Source organism: Streptomyces sp. Z26 (assembly GCF_003665095.1).
Classification (GTDB): domain Bacteria; phylum Actinomycetota; class Actinomycetes; order Streptomycetales; family Streptomycetaceae; genus Streptomyces; species Streptomyces phytohabitans.
Genome location: NZ_RCHV01000002.1, coordinates 6,094,470 through 6,109,205, shown reverse-complemented (window position 1 = coordinate 6,109,205; position 14,736 = coordinate 6,094,470). Strand labels below are relative to the sequence as shown.

The 14,736-nt window shown below is 73.7% G+C and carries 14 protein-coding genes; 8 read left to right on the top strand and 6 right to left on the bottom strand.

Annotation, left to right across the window (positions count from 1 at the left end):
- Nucleotides 1-176: 176 nt before the first annotated feature.
- The 7 genes from D7M15_RS26400 to D7M15_RS26370 all read left to right on the top strand — a co-directional run bounded on the left by D7M15_RS26400 (nt 177) and on the right by D7M15_RS26370 (nt 8,167).
- Nucleotides 177-1,484, top strand: coding sequence for a transglycosylase family protein (locus tag D7M15_RS26400; protein ID WP_121519779.1), 1,308 nt, complete (start codon nt 177-179; stop codon nt 1,482-1,484).
- Nucleotides 1,485-1,630: 146 nt separating this feature from the next.
- Nucleotides 1,631-2,080 carry a MarR family winged helix-turn-helix transcriptional regulator gene (locus D7M15_RS26395; protein ID WP_121519778.1) on the top strand — a complete coding sequence of 150 codons (450 nt, stop codon included), beginning with the start codon at nt 1,631-1,633 and terminating at the stop codon, nt 2,078-2,080.
- A gap of 298 nt (nt 2,081-2,378) precedes the next feature.
- Nucleotides 2,379-2,966: an isochorismatase family protein gene (locus tag D7M15_RS26390; protein WP_121519777.1), complete on the top strand. Its 588-nt coding sequence runs from the start codon at nt 2,379-2,381 to the stop codon at nt 2,964-2,966.
- Nucleotides 2,967-3,401: 435 nt separating this feature from the next.
- Entirely contained in the window at nt 3,402-4,229 is an 828-nt protein-coding gene (locus D7M15_RS26385) for an SAM-dependent methyltransferase (protein WP_121521455.1), read from the top strand.
- The gene (locus D7M15_RS26380) at nt 4,226-6,394 is read left to right on the top strand and encodes an EAL domain-containing protein (RefSeq protein WP_121519776.1); all 2,169 of its coding nucleotides are present in this window, start codon (nt 4,226-4,228) and stop codon (nt 6,392-6,394) included. The genes D7M15_RS26385 and D7M15_RS26380 overlap by 4 nt, the downstream gene beginning before the upstream one ends.
- 185 nt (nt 6,395-6,579) lie before the next feature.
- Entirely contained in the window at nt 6,580-7,218 is a 639-nt protein-coding gene (locus tag D7M15_RS26375; protein WP_240649744.1) for a transketolase, read from the top strand.
- A gap of 55 nt (nt 7,219-7,273) precedes the next feature.
- The gene (locus D7M15_RS26370) at nt 7,274-8,167 is read left to right on the top strand and encodes a transketolase (protein WP_121519774.1); all 894 of its coding nucleotides are present in this window, start codon (nt 7,274-7,276) and stop codon (nt 8,165-8,167) included.
- 41 nt (nt 8,168-8,208) lie between these two features.
- Here the strand turns inward: D7M15_RS26370 and D7M15_RS26365 are convergent, their stop codons facing one another.
- The 6 genes from D7M15_RS26365 to D7M15_RS26340 all read right to left on the bottom strand — a co-directional run bounded on the left by D7M15_RS26365 (nt 8,209) and on the right by D7M15_RS26340 (nt 13,232).
- Entirely contained in the window at nt 8,209-9,168 is a 960-nt protein-coding gene (locus tag D7M15_RS26365) for an alpha/beta hydrolase (RefSeq protein WP_121521453.1), read from the bottom strand.
- Nucleotides 9,169-9,432: 264 nt separating this feature from the next.
- Nucleotides 9,433-9,960, bottom strand: coding sequence for a GAF domain-containing protein (locus D7M15_RS26360; RefSeq protein ID WP_121521451.1), 528 nt, complete (start codon nt 9,958-9,960; stop codon nt 9,433-9,435).
- Nucleotides 9,950-10,537, bottom strand: a complete 588-nt coding sequence (locus tag D7M15_RS26355; RefSeq protein WP_121519773.1) for an ATP/GTP-binding protein — start codon at nt 10,535-10,537, stop codon at nt 9,950-9,952. Before D7M15_RS26355 ends, D7M15_RS26360 begins: the two co-directional genes overlap by 11 nt.
- On the bottom strand, nt 10,515-10,895 hold the full coding sequence (locus D7M15_RS26350) for a DUF742 domain-containing protein (RefSeq protein WP_121521449.1): 381 nt from the start codon (nt 10,893-10,895) through the stop codon (nt 10,515-10,517). Before D7M15_RS26350 ends, D7M15_RS26355 begins: the two co-directional genes overlap by 23 nt.
- Before the next feature lie 4 nt (nt 10,896-10,899).
- A complete protein-coding gene (locus D7M15_RS26345) occupies nt 10,900-11,316 on the bottom strand; it encodes a roadblock/LC7 domain-containing protein (RefSeq protein ID WP_121519772.1) in 417 nt (138 codons plus the stop codon).
- Nucleotides 11,317-11,351: 35 nt separating this feature from the next.
- Entirely contained in the window at nt 11,352-13,232 is a 1,881-nt protein-coding gene (locus D7M15_RS26340) for an ATP-binding protein (RefSeq protein ID WP_165906333.1), read from the bottom strand.
- A gap of 655 nt (nt 13,233-13,887) precedes the next feature.
- Between D7M15_RS26340 and D7M15_RS26335 the strand changes: the two genes are divergently transcribed.
- Nucleotides 13,888-14,679, top strand: a complete 792-nt coding sequence (locus tag D7M15_RS26335) for a tyrosine-protein phosphatase (RefSeq protein ID WP_121519771.1) — start codon at nt 13,888-13,890, stop codon at nt 14,677-14,679.
- Nucleotides 14,680-14,736 lie beyond the last annotated feature (57 nt).

Below are 14,736 nucleotides of genomic sequence, written 5' to 3'. Positions count from 1 at the left end.
AGGGTGTGGAGCGGATCGATCACGTGTGACCTGGAACGTCGTCCGGGTGCCGGGACGGGCCTTGTGTGACGTGGTGACCACCCGTAGTGTTTGGGCCGCTCCGCCGACTCCCTTGCCGGGGAGACCAGTTGCCGCAGCACACCGGCGCCGCAGAGGCGCGGGGGAGGACTGACCTTATGCCTGCACGTGGGCGCCATCGCCGTCACCAGCCCAGCACCGTGTCCCGCGCCTCGCTGACCGTCACCGCGGGCGGCGCGGGCCTCGCGCTGCCCCTGATGGGGGCGGTCGGCCCGGCGCACGCCGCGCCGGAGGACACCTGGGACAAGGTCGCGGAGTGCGAGAGCACCAACGACTGGGCGGTCAACACCGGGAACGGGTACTACGGCGGGCTCCAGTTCACCCAGAGCACCTGGGAGGCGTTCGGCGGCACGGAGTACGCGCCCCGCGCCGACCTCGCCACGAAGGCGCAGCAGATAGCGGTCGCGGAGAAGGTGCTCGACGGCCAGGGCCCCGGCGCCTGGCCCAACTGCGGCCCCGCCAACGGGCTCAGCAAGGGCAGCGCCGAGCACCCCGAGCCGCGTCCGCAGACCGCCGGGGCCACGGCGGCGAAGGAGACGACGAAGGACACGTCCGACGCGAAGCGCGCGGAGCCGGTGTCCGACCGGGAGAAGCGCGCGGAACGGGCCAGATCCGAGCGGAAGAAGCAGCAGACGTCGTACGAGGTCGTCAGCGGCGACAGCCTGTTCTCCATCGCCGACGCGCACGGCGTGGACGGCGGCTGGCAGGGGCTGTACGAGCGGAACCGCGACAGCGTGGCCGACCCCGATCTCATCTACCCCGGCGACGAGTTGCGTCTGACCGGCGCGCCCGCCAAGGCCACGGCGAAGCCGAAGGCCCAGGCCCGGCCGAAGGCCCCGGCGCCCAAGGCGGAGGCGAAGCCGAAGGCCGAGCCCAAGGCCGAGAAGCCCAAGGCGGACCCGAAGCCCGCGCCGAAGGCGAAGCCCGAGCCCAAGGCCGAGCAGAAGGTGGTCCAGCACCGCGCCAAGCCGAAGCCCGCGCCGAAGCCCGCGAAGGGCCCCTCCGTCAGCGCCCCGGTCAGCGGCGTCAGCCCCAGCACCCCGTACCGCGCGTCGGGCGGCAGCTGGTCCTCCGGCTACCACACGGGGGTCGACTTCCCCGTGTCCACCGGCACCACGGTGAAGGCCGTCGCCAACGCCACGGTGGTGTCGGCGGGTTGGTCCGGCGCGTACGGCTACGAGGTCGTGCTCCGGCACGACGACGGCAGGTACAGCCAGTACGCCCACCTGTCGGCCATCAGCGTACGGTCCGGGCAGAGCGTCAACGCCGCCCAGCGGATCGGGCGTTCGGGCTCCACGGGCAACAGCACCGGCCCGCACCTGCACTTCGAGGTGCGCACCGGGCCGGGGTACGGCAGCGACATGGACCCGCTCGCGTACCTGCGGGGGCGCGGCGCCAACCTCTGACCGGCGCGTACGCGGCGGCCGTCCCGTACGCGCGACGGCCGCCGCGTACGCCCGGTGCCGTACGCCGACCTCCGTACCCGCGCCTCGGCGGTCCCGACCGCGCACCCCCGGGTGGGCAGTCCGGGCTGTCGAGTTAGGCTCGGGCCGTGAACGACAGCGACCCGCCCCTCTCCCCCACGGCCGTGCGGGCCGCCGGGGACGTGTGGATCGTGTTCAGCCGACTGCGGCGCAGGCTCCGGGCCCTCGACGGCGAGGGCGACCTCTCCCCCGCGCAGGCCGCCGTCCTCAAGCGCCTCTCCCAGCACGGCCCCGCCTCGGCCAGCGAACTGGCCGCCGCCGAGGGCGTCCGCGCGCAGTCCATGGCGAAGAACGTGGCCGCGCTGGAGGCCGCCGGGCTCGTCGAACGCCACCCCGACCCGTACGACGGCCGCCGCAGGCCGGTCACCCTCACCGAGCGCGGTCGCGAGCAGCGGCTCGGTGACCTGCGGGCCCGGCAGGCGTGGCTGGCGCGCGCCCTCCAGGAGCACGGCGGCGAGGAGGAGTTGCGCGCCGTGGTCACGGCGATGGCGCTGCTCGACGAGGTCGCGCAGTCGTGACGGGCCGCCACCTCGCGACCGCCGTCGGCGGCCGGGCCGCCGCGTACGTTCCCGCACCTCGGGGCGCTCCCCGGAGTGCTCCTCGCCGCCACCGCCGGTTCCGTCGGGTACGAGGACGGGGCCACCACCGGCGGCCCGCGCACCCCGGCCCGGCTCCCGGCGGCGGTCGCGCCCCGCTCCCTCCTGACGTGTGCGGCCGACCCGTCCCCGCGACGCGTCGGCGCGGCACCGACGGCGCGACCCGCGCCGACGCCACGTAACACCCCGCGCAACACCCCACCCGGAAAGGGACCCACGCATGTCCGTCACCACGCTCGACCCGAAGACCGCGCTGGTCGTCATCGACCTCCAGCACAGCGCCGTCGCCCACACCGGCGTGCCCCACTCCACCGCCGACGTGGTGGACCGCAGCGTGCTGCTGGCCGACGCGTTCCGCGCGCGCGGCCTGCCCGTCGTGCTCGTCAACGCCACCCGCGCGCGGGACCTCGCGGACGTGGCGCCCGGCCGTACCGAGGCGCCGCGCCCGACGGCGGGCGCCGAGGAGGGCTGGGACGAGATCGTCGACAAGCTCGCCGGGCACCCCGAGGACATCCGGGTCACCAAGCGCAACTGGTCCGCGTTCTTCGGCACGGACCTCGACCTCCACCTCCGCCGCCGGGGCGTCACCCAGATCGTGCTGACGGGTCTGGCCACCGGCATGGGCGTGGAGTCGACGGCGCGCGCCGCGCACGAGCACGGCTACCACGTGACGCTGGCCGTCGACGCGATGGCGGACCTCGACGCCGAGCGGCACCGCAACAGCGTCGAGCGCATCTTCCCGCGCCTCGGCGAGACGGGCACCACGGCCGAGATCCTCGACCTGCTGCCGGGCGAGCCGCAGAAGTAGCACGTACGCACCGCACGACCGGGCCCCGGCACGCGCACCCGCGCGTACCGGGGCCCGCGCGCGTCGCGGTCACGCGCCGTACCGCGTACGGGAGTCGGCGGACGTACGGGGTCGGCGGCACGTGCCACCGTCACACCCCGCCTCGGGCCGTACGACGGCGGGCGCGTCCCGGACCTGCGGCACCACCGCGACGGACCGCGACGGGACGCAAACGGACGCCCCGCCGATGCCCTCCGCGCGAGTGCGCGGGCCTCCGGAAGGGAAAAACGGAAGTCAAGGGACAAGCGTCGCAAGGAGTTTCACCCCACACGGGCTCCGAGGCCCTGACTTCGTGACAAGATCCAGCCGTTGAGTCGCTGTTTCCTCACCCCTGCCGTCCCGGGGTCAGTAATCTCGGATGCGGACGGCAAGCCGATGAACAAGCTGGAGACCTTGATGGAACGTCCCGCCTGGGCCCCACAGGGCATAGATCTGACCGTTCCGAGCGTGTCGCGCATCTACGACTACTACCTCGGCGGCTCGCACAACTTCGAGGTCGACCGCGACGCCGGACGGAAGGCCACCGAGGCGTGGCCGGGACTCCCCAAGATCATGCAGGCGAACCGGGCGTTCATGCGGCGGGCCATCCGGTACGCCGCCGAGCAGGGCGTGACGCAGTTCCTCGACATCGGCTCCGGCATCCCCACCTTCGGCAACGTGCACGAGGTCGCGCTCAAGGCCGACCCGGCGGCGCACGTCGTCTACGTGGACAACGACCCCGTCGCCGTAGCCCACAGCCGCGCGGTGCTCCACGACTGCGACCAGGCGGACGTCGTGTCGGCCGACTTCCGCTCCCCGCAGGACGTGTTGCTGAGCACCGAGGTCGAACGGCTGCTGGACTTCGACCGGCCCGTCGCCGTACTGCTGGTCGCGCTGCTGCACTTCGTCGAGGACAAGGACGATCCGTGGAAGACGGTCGCCGAGTTCCGCGACGCGCTCGCCCCCGGCAGCCTGCTGGTGCTGTCGCACGCCGGTGAGGGCGAGACCCGCAGGCCCGCGCGCGCGGAGGAGTTCATGGACGTCTACCGGAACTTCGGCTCCCCCCTGTCGCTGCGCCCGCGCGAGGAGGTGCTGCGGTTCTTCGACGGCTTCGAGCTGGTCGAGCCGGGGCTCGTCGCGATGCCGCGCTGGCGGCCCGACAGCCCGCCCGAGCAGGAGGACCCGGTGACGTTCGGCGGGTTCGCCGGTGTGGGCACCGTCCCGGCGTCGGGACACCTCGGGTGACTGCCGCGCCGCAGGACCTCAAGGGGGCCGAGAGGGACGGGCTCCGGCGCTTCGCGACGATCTGGAGCCGCGCGGTCTACCCGGTGACCGCGACGTCCATGACGCGCGCGGAGTTCGAGGACCACCTGTACCCGCTGGCCGAACTCCTCGGTGACGCCCTGCACTCGCACCCGTTCTCCCCGGCTGCGGGCCGCGAGGTCGGCGTGGCCCTGGTCGCGGCGCACTGCACGGACCCGGAGGCGCTGCCGCAGATCCTCGGCGTGGTCGAGTCGTACCTGGTGCTCTACAGCAGCGAGGCCGACCCGCTCCCCGTCGACGAGGGCCGCGCCCGCTGCTCCCGCCTCCAGCACGCCATCGCGGCGGGCTTCTCGCGCGCGCTGCGCGAGCGTACGCGCACCGAGCAGGAGTCGCTGTCGCGTGCCGCGCTCGCCGCGCAGACCGCCGTGGAGGAGGCGCTGCACACCAGCGAGACGCGTTTTCGCGCCGTCTTCGAGGACGCCACGATCGGCATAGGCATCGCGGACATGGACGGGCGCATCCGGGACGTGAACGGGGCGCTGGCGCGGATGTTCGGCCGTTCCGAGGACGAGTTGCGGCGGCGCAGCGTCAACGACTGGGTGCACCCGGGCGACGCGACGGACGTCTACCGCAAGCACCGGGAGCTGGTCCGGGGCGAACGGGACCACTTCCGGGTGGAGAAGCCGTTCCCGCGGCCCGACGGGACCGTCCTGTGGACCAACATGACGATCTCGCTGCTGCGCGGCGCCGAGGGCGAACCCCGTTACCAGCTCGCCCTGTTGGAGGACATCACCGAACGCCGCCTGCTGCATCTGCGGCTGCGCTACGAGGCCACGCACGACGAGCTGACCGGGCTCCCCAACCGCACCCTGTTCGCGGAGCGCCTGGAGCGGGTGCTGTCCGCGGAGGGTCCGGCCCGCTTCGGCCTGTGCTATCTGGACATCGACGGTTTCAAGGCCGTCAACGACAGCCTCGGGCACGCCGTCGGGGACCAGCTGCTGGTGTCCGTCGCCGAACGGCTCCAGTCGTGCGCCACGTCGCCCGCCCATCTGGTGGCGCGGATCGGCGGCGACGAGTTCGTGGCGCTGATCACCGACCCGTCCGGCCGCGACGAGGTCACCGAGCTGGCCCGGCAGGCGCTGGCCGCGCTGGCGACGCCCATCACGATCGACGGCCGGGAGCTGTCCGTACGGGCGAGCATCGGCATCGTCGAGGGGCCGAGCGGCGAGCTGGGCCCGGCGGAGGTGATGCGCAGCGCGGACATCACCATGTACCGCGCGAAGGACGCGGGCGGCAACCGCTACGAGCTGGCCGACCCGGACTCCGACGCCCGCGCCATAGACCGGCACAGCCTGACGAACCACCTGCCGGCGGCGCTGGAGCGGGACGAGTTCTTCCTGGAGTACCAGCCGCTGATCCGCATGAGCGACGGCCGCGTGGACGGCGCCGAGGCGCTCGTACGGTGGCACCACCCCGTGCACGGGCGGCTCGGCCCGGACCGCTTCATCCCGATGGCGGAGCACACCGGGCTGATCGTGCCGCTCGGCCGGTGGGTGCTGGAGCAGGCGGTGGAGCAGGCGCGCGAGTGGCAGCGGCAGTTGGCGGCGTCGGGTACGGAACGGGCCCCGACGGAGCCCCTGCGCGTCAACGTCAACCTGTCACCGCGTCAGCTGCACCACCCGGACCTGGTGCCGGACACGGTCGCGGTGCTGGAGGCGGCGGGCGTCTCGCCGGACTCGCTGTGCCTGGAGGTGACGGAGAGCGCGTTGATAGGGGCGGACGAGGACGAGCTGAAGCCGCTGCGGCAGCTCGCGGAGCTGGGCGTGGAGATCGCGCTGGACGACTTCGGCACCGGCTACTCGAACCTGGCGAACCTGCGCCGTCTGCCCGCGACCACGCTCAAGCTGGACCGGTCCTTCACGCAGGGGCTGCAACGGCATCCGGCGGACCCGGTGGACGTGACGTTCGTCGGCGGCATCATCTCGCTGGCGCACGCGCTCGGTCTGCGCGTCACCGTCGAGGGCGTGGAGACGGAGGCACAGGCGCTCCAGCTGCGGCAGTTGGACTGCGACACGGCCCAGGGCTGGTACTACGCGCGGCCCTCGGCGGCGAAGGACATCCCCGCGTACTGGGCGCAGGCGGGGTGACGGCCGGGGGCGGGCGGCGGGTCCACGGCGACGCTTGACTTGAACTTCACTTCAAGTCGCACGCTGGGGGCATGACCGACACAGGGACCACGACCACCAGGACCACGACGGGCGCCACGGCCACCGCGGCCCGCACCGGCACCCGTACGTACGGCTGGGCCGACCTGCCCGCTCTGCTCGCCCGCATGACCGGCGCGGAGAAGCACGGCCCGGCGGCCACCTCCACGCTCGACGCGCTCTGGGTGCTCTACGACCGCGTGCTGCGCGTCAGCCCGGACACCGTCGACGACCCCGGCCGGGACCGCTTCCTCCTGTCCAAGGGCCACGGCCCGATGGCCTACTACGCCGTCCTCGCCGCCCGCGGCTTCCTCGACCCGGACGTGCTCACCGGCTTCGGCGCGTACGACTCGCCCCTCGGCCACCACCCCGACCGCACCCTGGTGCCCGGCGTGGAGATCGGCAGCGGCTCACTGGGGCACGGGCTGCCGCTCGCCGTGGGCGGCGCGCTGGGGCTGCGGGCCCAGGGGCTGCGCGACCCGGCGGTGTGGGTACTCGTCGGGGACGCCGAACTGGACGAGGGCAGCAACCACGAGGCGATCGCCTTCGCGGGCGCGTACGGACTGGACCGGCTGCACGCCGTCGTCATCGACAACTCCTCCGCCACGTACGGGAGTCCGGGCGGCATCGAGGCCCGCTTCGCCGCCGCCGGATGGTCGACCGCGGCCGTGGACGGACGGGACCACGACGCGCTGTACGACGCGTACACGCGCCCGCACCCGGGCCGCCCGCACCTGGTCGTCGCGCACGTCGAACCGAAGAACTGACGCACCGTCAACACCCTTGCCCACACGCCCACTTCGCCCCGAGAGGACCCACACCATGGACACCATGCGCGACCGCTTCACCGACGTCACCACCCGCCTCCTCGACGAGGACCCGCGCCTCGCCGTCGTCCTCGCCGAGATCGGCGCCGCGGGCTTCGACACCGCGCGCGCCCGGCACCCGGACCGGGTGGTGAACGTCGGCATCCGCGAACAACTCCTCGTCGGCGCGGGCGCCGGGATGGCGCTCACGGGACTGCGCCCGATCGTGCACACCTTCGCCAGCTTCCTCGTGGAACGCCCCTTCGAGCAGGTGAAGTTGGACTTCGGGCACCAGGGCGTCGGCGGGGTGCTGGTGAGCGCGTACGGCTCGTACGACTGGCCCGCGGGCGGCTTCACGCACATGGCGCCCGGCGACGTGGCCCTGATGGACACCCTCGACGGCTGGACCGTGCACGTGCCCGGCCACCCGGACGAGGCCGAGACGCTGCTGCGGCACGCGGTGGCGGCGGGCGACGACCGCGTGTACGTACGGCTGTCGGAGCAGTCCAACGCCGCGCCGCACCCGGTCGACGGGCGCACCCTCACCACCGTACGGCGCGGTTCACCGGGCGCCTCGGCCGTCGTCGCCGTCGGGCCGCTGCTGGACGGCGTGCTCGCGGCGACGGAGGGGCTGGACGTGACCGTGCTGTACGCGACGACGCCGCGCCCGTTCGACGCGGCGGGGCTGCGGGCGACGGGCGCCACGGACGTGGTGCTGGTGGAGCCGTACCTCGCGGGCACGTCGTCGGCGGTGGCCGCCGAGGCGCTGTCCGACGTGCCGCACCGGCTGCTGGCGCTCGGCACGGGCCGGGCGGAGCTGCGACGTTACGGCACGCGGGACGAGCACCTGGCGGCACACGGCCTGGACGCGGCGTCACTGCGGGAGCGGATCACCGCGTTCACGCGGTGATCCGGGCGGACGGGGCACCGGACGCGGCCGGGCCTCCGCCGTCACCCCCGTGGCGGCGCGGTCCGCGCGTCCAGCCAGGCCGCGAGGTCGGCCTCGACCTCGGCCCGGTTGGTCTCGTTGAGGATCTCGTGCCGCGCGTCCGCGTACGCCCGCCAGGTGAGGTCCCGGGTGCCGAAGTACCGGAAGTCCTCCAGGAGTTCGTACACCAGCGTCATCCCGCTGTGGCACGGGTCCCGGTCCCCCACCGCGATGTGCACGGGCAGGTCGCGCGGGACCCGGGCCTGCTGCGCCGGGTCGTTGATCTTGCGTACGCCCCGCACCCAGTCCAGTGACAGCCCCGCGCCGAACGCGAAGCCGCACCGCTCGTCCGCCACGTAGCGGTCGACCTCCGCCTCGTCGCGCGACAGCCACTCGAAGCCGGTGCGGTGCGCGTACGGGTCGTTGAACGCGCCGAACAGCTCCGGCACGAAGCCCGACTCCGCGTCCCGGCCGCCCGCCTCGATCTCCGCCTCCAGCCGACGTACGGCCGTCTCCACCTCACAGCCCGGCAGCGAGCGGAACGTCCCCGAGAGGATCAGCCCCGCCAGTTCCGCGCCGTGCTCCTGCGCGAAGTCGCGGGCGAGTTGGGAGCCCATGCTGTGCCCGAGCAGGAAGTACGGCGTCCCGGCGGGCAGTTCGGCCCGTACGCGGTCGCCCACCACCCGCAGGTCGCCCACCGTCGCGCGCCAGCCGTCGTTCGCGCCCACCGCGCCACGGCCGCCGGTGTGCGGCGCGGTGGCGCCGTGGCCGCGGTGGTCGGAGGCGACGACGGCGTAGCCGCGGGCGGTGAGGGCGCGGGCGAACCGGTCGTAGCGCAGGGCGTGTTCGGCGGCGCCGTGCGCGATCTGCACCAGCGCGCGGGGCCGGGGCCGCTCCGGCTCCGGCCCGTCGGCCGCCTCCGGCAGCCAGGTCCAGGTGGCGACGGGCGTGCCGTCCGCGCCCGTGGTGAGGTCCTCGCGCAGGCCCACGTGTCCGCCTCTCGTCGTTGCGTGTCGTGCCCGGTGGGCGGGGTCGTCGCACCGGATCAGGTCGTTCCGCGCGGAAGGGGTTTCCGCGGCGGGTAACCGTATCCGTGGGCGCGTACGGCGGGAAGGAGGCGCGGTGCGGCGGGCGTGGAACGGGGAGGGCGGCGGTCACCGCGCGGCCCCCGGCTCACGGGTGTCCGAAAATCGACCCCGAAATCCACAGTTCCGACCGCCGTGGACGGCCCGGCCGGGCCACCGGGGTCAGTAGCGCTCGGGCTCGCGCCGCTGGATCAGCTCGACCAGCTCGGCCGCGAGCCCCTTGATCGCCTCCAGGCCCTGCCGCCCCCACTGCCGGGGCATCTGGTCCACCACGCAGACGGTGCCGAGCGCCATCCCCGTACGCTCGATGAGCGGGGCGCCCAGGTACGAGCGGATGCCGATCTCGTCGACCACCGGGTTGCCCGCGAAGCGCGGGTAGTCGCAGACGTCCTCCAGCACCAGGGCCTTGCGGCGCACGATCACGTGCGGGCAGTAGCCGTGGTCGCGGCCCATCTCGCGGCCGATCCCCGGCCCCTGGGCGTGCAGCCCGGCGAAGAACTGGCGCTCCTCGTCGATGAAGTTCACCATCGCGTACGGGGTGCCCAGCACCTCGGACAGCTTCCGCGCGAAGGCGTCGAACTCCGGGTCGGGCACGCTGCCGATGCCCAGCTCGCGCAGGCGGACCACGCGGTTCGGCGCCTCGCAGTCCTCGGGGGTCAGAAGCAGATGGGATGCGGGGTCATATGACATCGGCATGCTGGCTCCTCGTGTCGATCAGGTGCTGCACCAGCGAGACCAGGACGTTGGTGCTGGAAGCGACGTCCCGCGCGTCGCAGAGCACCACCGGCACCTCGGGTTTGAGGTCTATGGCGGCACGCACCTCCTCCGGTTCGTAGCGGTACGCGTCGTCGAACTCGTTGACGGCCACGATGAACTCGATGCCGCGCCGTTCGAAGAAGTCGACGGCCGCGAAGCAGTCCTCCAGCCGCCGCGTGTCCGCGAGGACCACCGCCCCCAGCGCCCCCGCGGACAGCTCGTCCCACAGGAACCAGAAGCGTTCCTGGCCGGGCGTCCCGAAGAGGTACAGCACGTGCGTGCCCCCGAGCGAGATCCGCCCGAAGTCCATGGCGACGGTGGTGGTGGACTTGTCCTCCACCCCCTCCAGGCTGTCCGTGCTCGCGCTCACCTGGGTGAGGAGCTCCTCCGTGCTCAGCGGCTCGATCTCACTGACCGCGCTGACCATCGTGGTCTTCCCGACGCCGAAGCCTCCGGCGATCAGGACTTTCAGCGCGGTCGGAAATGGATCAGAGTCGTTTACGGAGCCCATCCAGCACCGCCTCCAGCAGGTCTCGGTCGGTCGAGTGGGGTCCCAGCGGCGCGCGGTCGGGCGCCCGTGCGGTGATGGCACCGCAGTCCACCAGGTCGGACAGCAGCACCTTGGTGACCACCGCGGGCTGCCGTATGTGCGCGGCGATCTCGGCCACGGAGAGCGGCCCACGGCACAGCCCGAGCACGTGGGTGTGGTCCGGGCCGAGGTAGTGGTGCGGTCTGTTCCCCGTCGCCATCACCAGGGTCAGCAGGTCGAAATGTGTCGAGGGTTTGGTACGCCCGTCGCTCACGGTGTACGGGCGCACCAGGCGTCCCGCGTCACCGTCGAGCCAGGGCCCCTCCACGGGTTCTGTCATTCCTTCAGTGCCCCGCCGGCTGCCGCGCGGGGGTGGCCAGGTAGGGGCGGACGCTCTTGACGAGCATCGCCATCTCGTAGCCGAGCACCGCGGCGTCCGCCTCGCTCCCGGCCAACACCGCGAGGCAGGCGCCCTGCCCCGCGGTCGAGACGAAGAGCAGGGAGGTGTCCAACTCGACCACCACCTGCCGCACCTCACCGCCGTCACCGAAGCGGACCCCGGCGCTGCGCGCCAGCGCGTACAGCCCGGAGGCGAGGGCCGCCATGTGGTCGGCGGTGTCCGTGTCCAGGCCGTGGGCGGCCTTCACCAGGCCGTCGGACGACAGCAGCAGGGCGCTGCGCGAGTGCGGTACGCGCTGGACGAGCCCGGTCATCAACCAGGACAGATCGGGGGTTTGGCCGATGGGCTCTTCGCTCACCATGATCGCGTTCTTCTCCTTGAGGGGCGAGGGACCCGCTAGGGGGTTTCCCGCGGGGCGGGGAAGGGTGTCTCGTCGGTGCCGTCGGACTCGTCCGCGAGGCTGGTGCCCCGGCGGAACGCGGCCATCAGGCCCGGGTCGTGACCGGCGTCCGGCTCGTCCGTGACGACGGGCGCCCGGGGCGCGTCCCGCAGCTCCGGCACGAGGTGCTCCTGACGGCGGCGCTTGGGCAGTTGGGGCCGCTCACCGGGCGCGGGCGCGGTGCCCGCGGCCGACCGGGACGGCTCGGGCGGCCGCTGCCGCGCGGACGGCGGCTGCGGCGGACGCCCGGCCGGTGCGCCGGACTCGGGCGCGGACGCCCGTACGTGCTCCGCCTCCTGCCGCTCGCGGACCTGCGGCCGTTCCGCCGGGGGCGCGGGCGGGTCCTCCCGGCGGGCGTGGCGGGCGGACGGCGCGGAGTGCGGGACCTGCGGCGGCGCGGACCGCGGGGCGCGCGGCGCCTGTACGGGCGGCGCCTGCGCGGGGGGCGTCTGCGGGGGCGGTGCCTGTACGGGCGGTGCCTGCGCGGGCGGGGTCGCCGGTGCGGCGTGCCGCTGCGGCAGACCGTTCGGCGTCGCGGGACGCCGGTGCTCCGTCCCGCCCTGCGGGCCGGGCCCCTGCGGGGCGCGCGGCCCCGCCTGCGCGCGGCCGCCCCGCGGCGGCATCTCCGCGCCCTGCGGTATGGCCGCCTGCGCCGAACCGGCGCCCTGCTTCGCCGCGCCGCCCGCGTCGCCGAGCACCGGGCGCGGCAGCACCAGCACGGCCTGGATGCCGCCGTAGATGTTGCTCTGGAGCTGGACGACGATGCCGTGCCGACGGGCGAGCGCGGAGACCACGTACAGACCGATGCGGCCGTCCGACAGCAGCTCCCCGACGTCGAACTGCTCGGGGTCGGCCAGCAGCGCGTTCATCCGGTCCTGCTCGTCCGCGTCCATGCCCAGGCCGCGGTCCTCCACCTCGACGGCGAGCCCGGCGGTCACGTGCTGGGCGCGCAGCAGGACGGTGGTCTGCGGCGCGGAGAACACGGTCGCGTTCTCCACCAGTTCCGCGAGGAGGTGGATGACGTCGGCCACCGCGTGGCCACGCAGGGTGCCCTCGATGGGCGGCACCAGCTTGACCCGCGAGTACTGCTCGACCTCCGCGATCGCGGAGCGCAGCACCTCCGTCATGGTCACCGGCCGGGTCCACTGCCGTCGGGAGACGGCGCCGCCGAGGACGGCGAGGTTCTCCGCGTGGCGGCGGATGCGGGTGGCGAGGTGGTCGACGTGGAAGAGGCCCTTGAGCAGGTCCGGGTCCTCGACCTCGTTCTCCAGCTCGTCCAGCAGCTCGATCTGGCGGTGCACCAGGGACTGAAGCCTGCGCGCGAGGTTGACGAAGACCTCGACCTTCTCGTCGTTGCCGCTGTTGCCCGCCCGTACCAGCGCCGCCGCCTCGACCAGCGCGGTCTCGGCGGTGTGCTGGGCGAGCGACAGCTCCTGCCCGAGGCGTTCCAGCGCGTCCGCGGACGGTTCGGCGGCGGGTCGCGGGCCGGGCTGGCGCGGGCGTTCGCCCTGCTCCAGCCGCCGGAGCTGGGCGCGGAGGTCGGACTGACCGCGCGCGGAGGCGCGGCGCAGCGAGCCGTAGCGCTCGGCGGTGGTGCGGGCCTCGGAGGAGGCGAAGAGGGCGGCGCCGACGACCACCGCGCAGGTGATCAGCAGGGAACCGGCGAGTACGCCCCAGAGGGTGGCCGACGCGGGGGCGCCGCCCGCGTCCACACCGCCCCGGTCCCGCATCACGAAGGCGACGACGCCGCCCGCGGTGACGGCCACGAGGGCGGCGGGGAGAACGGCCAGCCGCACCATGCGGCGCCGCGTCACGGCGTCACCGGTGCTCTCCCGCACCGGATTCCGGCCGTGCCGGGAACGGGGCCCGTGCGGGCCGGACGGGGCGGCCGCGGCGGGAGTGGGCGTTCCCCTTCCCGGCTGCGCCGAATGGCTCGGGGGTTCAGGCATCGGTTTCCTCGATTGACTTGAGGTCTGTCTGAAGGGCCTGCTCACGGCACGCCGGGCGCTTGCGGCGCCGTGGCCACGCTAGCCGCGACCACGGCGGCGAACGGGCACCGATGACATATTCGCCACCCCTCGCCAGCTCCTAACGGGTGAACTCCTCGGGCACTCAGGTCGACCGAACGCGCGGGCCATAACTCCCTTGCGGAATCCGGAAGTTACCAGGACCGCTCAAGAGTGAACGCCGGACACGTCCAATTTTCGCCACACCACCGACCGGAAACGGAATGCGCGCGACGAGACCGTACGCGCGGAGTTGACGACGACCACCGGGCCGCGCGGCTCGCCGTCCGGAATCTCGCCGTGGGCATATGCGGCCCGGTCGCGCCGAGTCGGGAGGACTCACCGCGGCGGATGTACCCGTCCCGCGATGTCGTAGGGTCGGCAGAAACCATCCGGCAAACGCCTCGGTACCGGAGCGAAACACGCCGGAACTCTCCCCTCGGGGCCGGAAACGAACGGCCCGCGGACCCGGACCAGAGGAGCGCCCGTGACCACGCAGCCCGCCGAGCACGCACTGACCGGGGTGCGCAACTTCCGCGACGTCGGTGGCCTTCCCACCAACGACGGCCGTCGGATACGGCACGGCGTGCTCTACCGCAGCGGGCACCTGGCGCACGCGACCCCCGAGGACGTGGCGTACCTGAGCGGGCTCGGGCTGCACACGGTCTTCGACTTCCGGAACTCCGCCGACCAGGCGCTGGAGGGCCCGGACGCCGAACTCCCCGGCACCCGCAACGTCAACATCCCGCTGACCGACCCCGCCGAGGGCGCGGACTTCTGGCGGATGGTGCGCAAGGGCGACCTCGCCCAGTTGCGTACGGCGCTCTCCGACGGGCAGGCCGCGGACCGCATGACCACCTCGTACCGCACCATGGTGCTCACCCGCACCACCGAGCACAGCCGCGTGCTGCACGCCCTGGCCGAGGACAGCGTGCCCGCGCTTCTGCACTGCGCCGCCGGGAAGGACCGGGCGGGGCTGTCGGTGGCGGTGACGCTGCTCGCCGCCGGGGTGGGGCGCGAGGCGGTCGAGGCCGACTACCTGGAGTCGAACTCCCCGCACCGCAGGTACAAGGTGCACCGCGCGGAGGGCGCCGAGGGCGGCCTCTCGCCGGAGGTGCTGGAGCTGCTGGCGCCGCTGTTCGACGCGCGCCCCGGCTATCTCGCCGCCGCCTTCGGCGCGATCGACGAGCGGTGGGGTGGCGTCGAGGCGTATCTCACCGAGGGGTTGGGGCTGACCCCGGAGACGCGGGAACGGCTGCGGGACCGCCTCGTCGACTGACCCCCGCACCGCCGCCTCCCCCGTTCCGGACCGGCCCCACCGCCCGTACGCCCCGGG

Excerpts from the sequence above, each read along its gene's own strand:
- D7M15_RS26400 (WP_121519779.1), top strand. The coding sequence starts at position 177 with ATGCCTGCACGTGGGCGCCATCGCCGTCACCAGCCCAGCACCGTGTCC.
- D7M15_RS26390 (WP_121519777.1), top strand. The coding sequence starts at position 2,379 with ATGTCCGTCACCACGCTCGACCCGAAGACCGCGCTGGTCGTCATCGAC.
- D7M15_RS26385 (WP_121521455.1), top strand. The coding sequence starts at position 3,402 with ATGGAACGTCCCGCCTGGGCCCCACAGGGCATAGATCTGACCGTTCCG.
- D7M15_RS26375 (WP_240649744.1), top strand. The coding sequence starts at position 6,580 with ATGACCGGCGCGGAGAAGCACGGCCCGGCGGCCACCTCCACGCTCGAC.
- D7M15_RS26370 (WP_121519774.1), top strand. The coding sequence starts at position 7,274 with ATGGACACCATGCGCGACCGCTTCACCGACGTCACCACCCGCCTCCTC.
- D7M15_RS26360 (WP_121521451.1), bottom strand. The coding sequence starts at position 9,960 with ATGTCATATGACCCCGCATCCCATCTGCTTCTGACCCCCGAGGACTGC.
- D7M15_RS26355 (WP_121519773.1), bottom strand. The coding sequence starts at position 10,537 with ATGGGCTCCGTAAACGACTCTGATCCATTTCCGACCGCGCTGAAAGTC.
- D7M15_RS26350 (WP_121521449.1), bottom strand. The coding sequence starts at position 10,895 with ATGACAGAACCCGTGGAGGGGCCCTGGCTCGACGGTGACGCGGGACGC.
- D7M15_RS26345 (WP_121519772.1), bottom strand. The coding sequence starts at position 11,316 with ATGGTGAGCGAAGAGCCCATCGGCCAAACCCCCGATCTGTCCTGGTTG.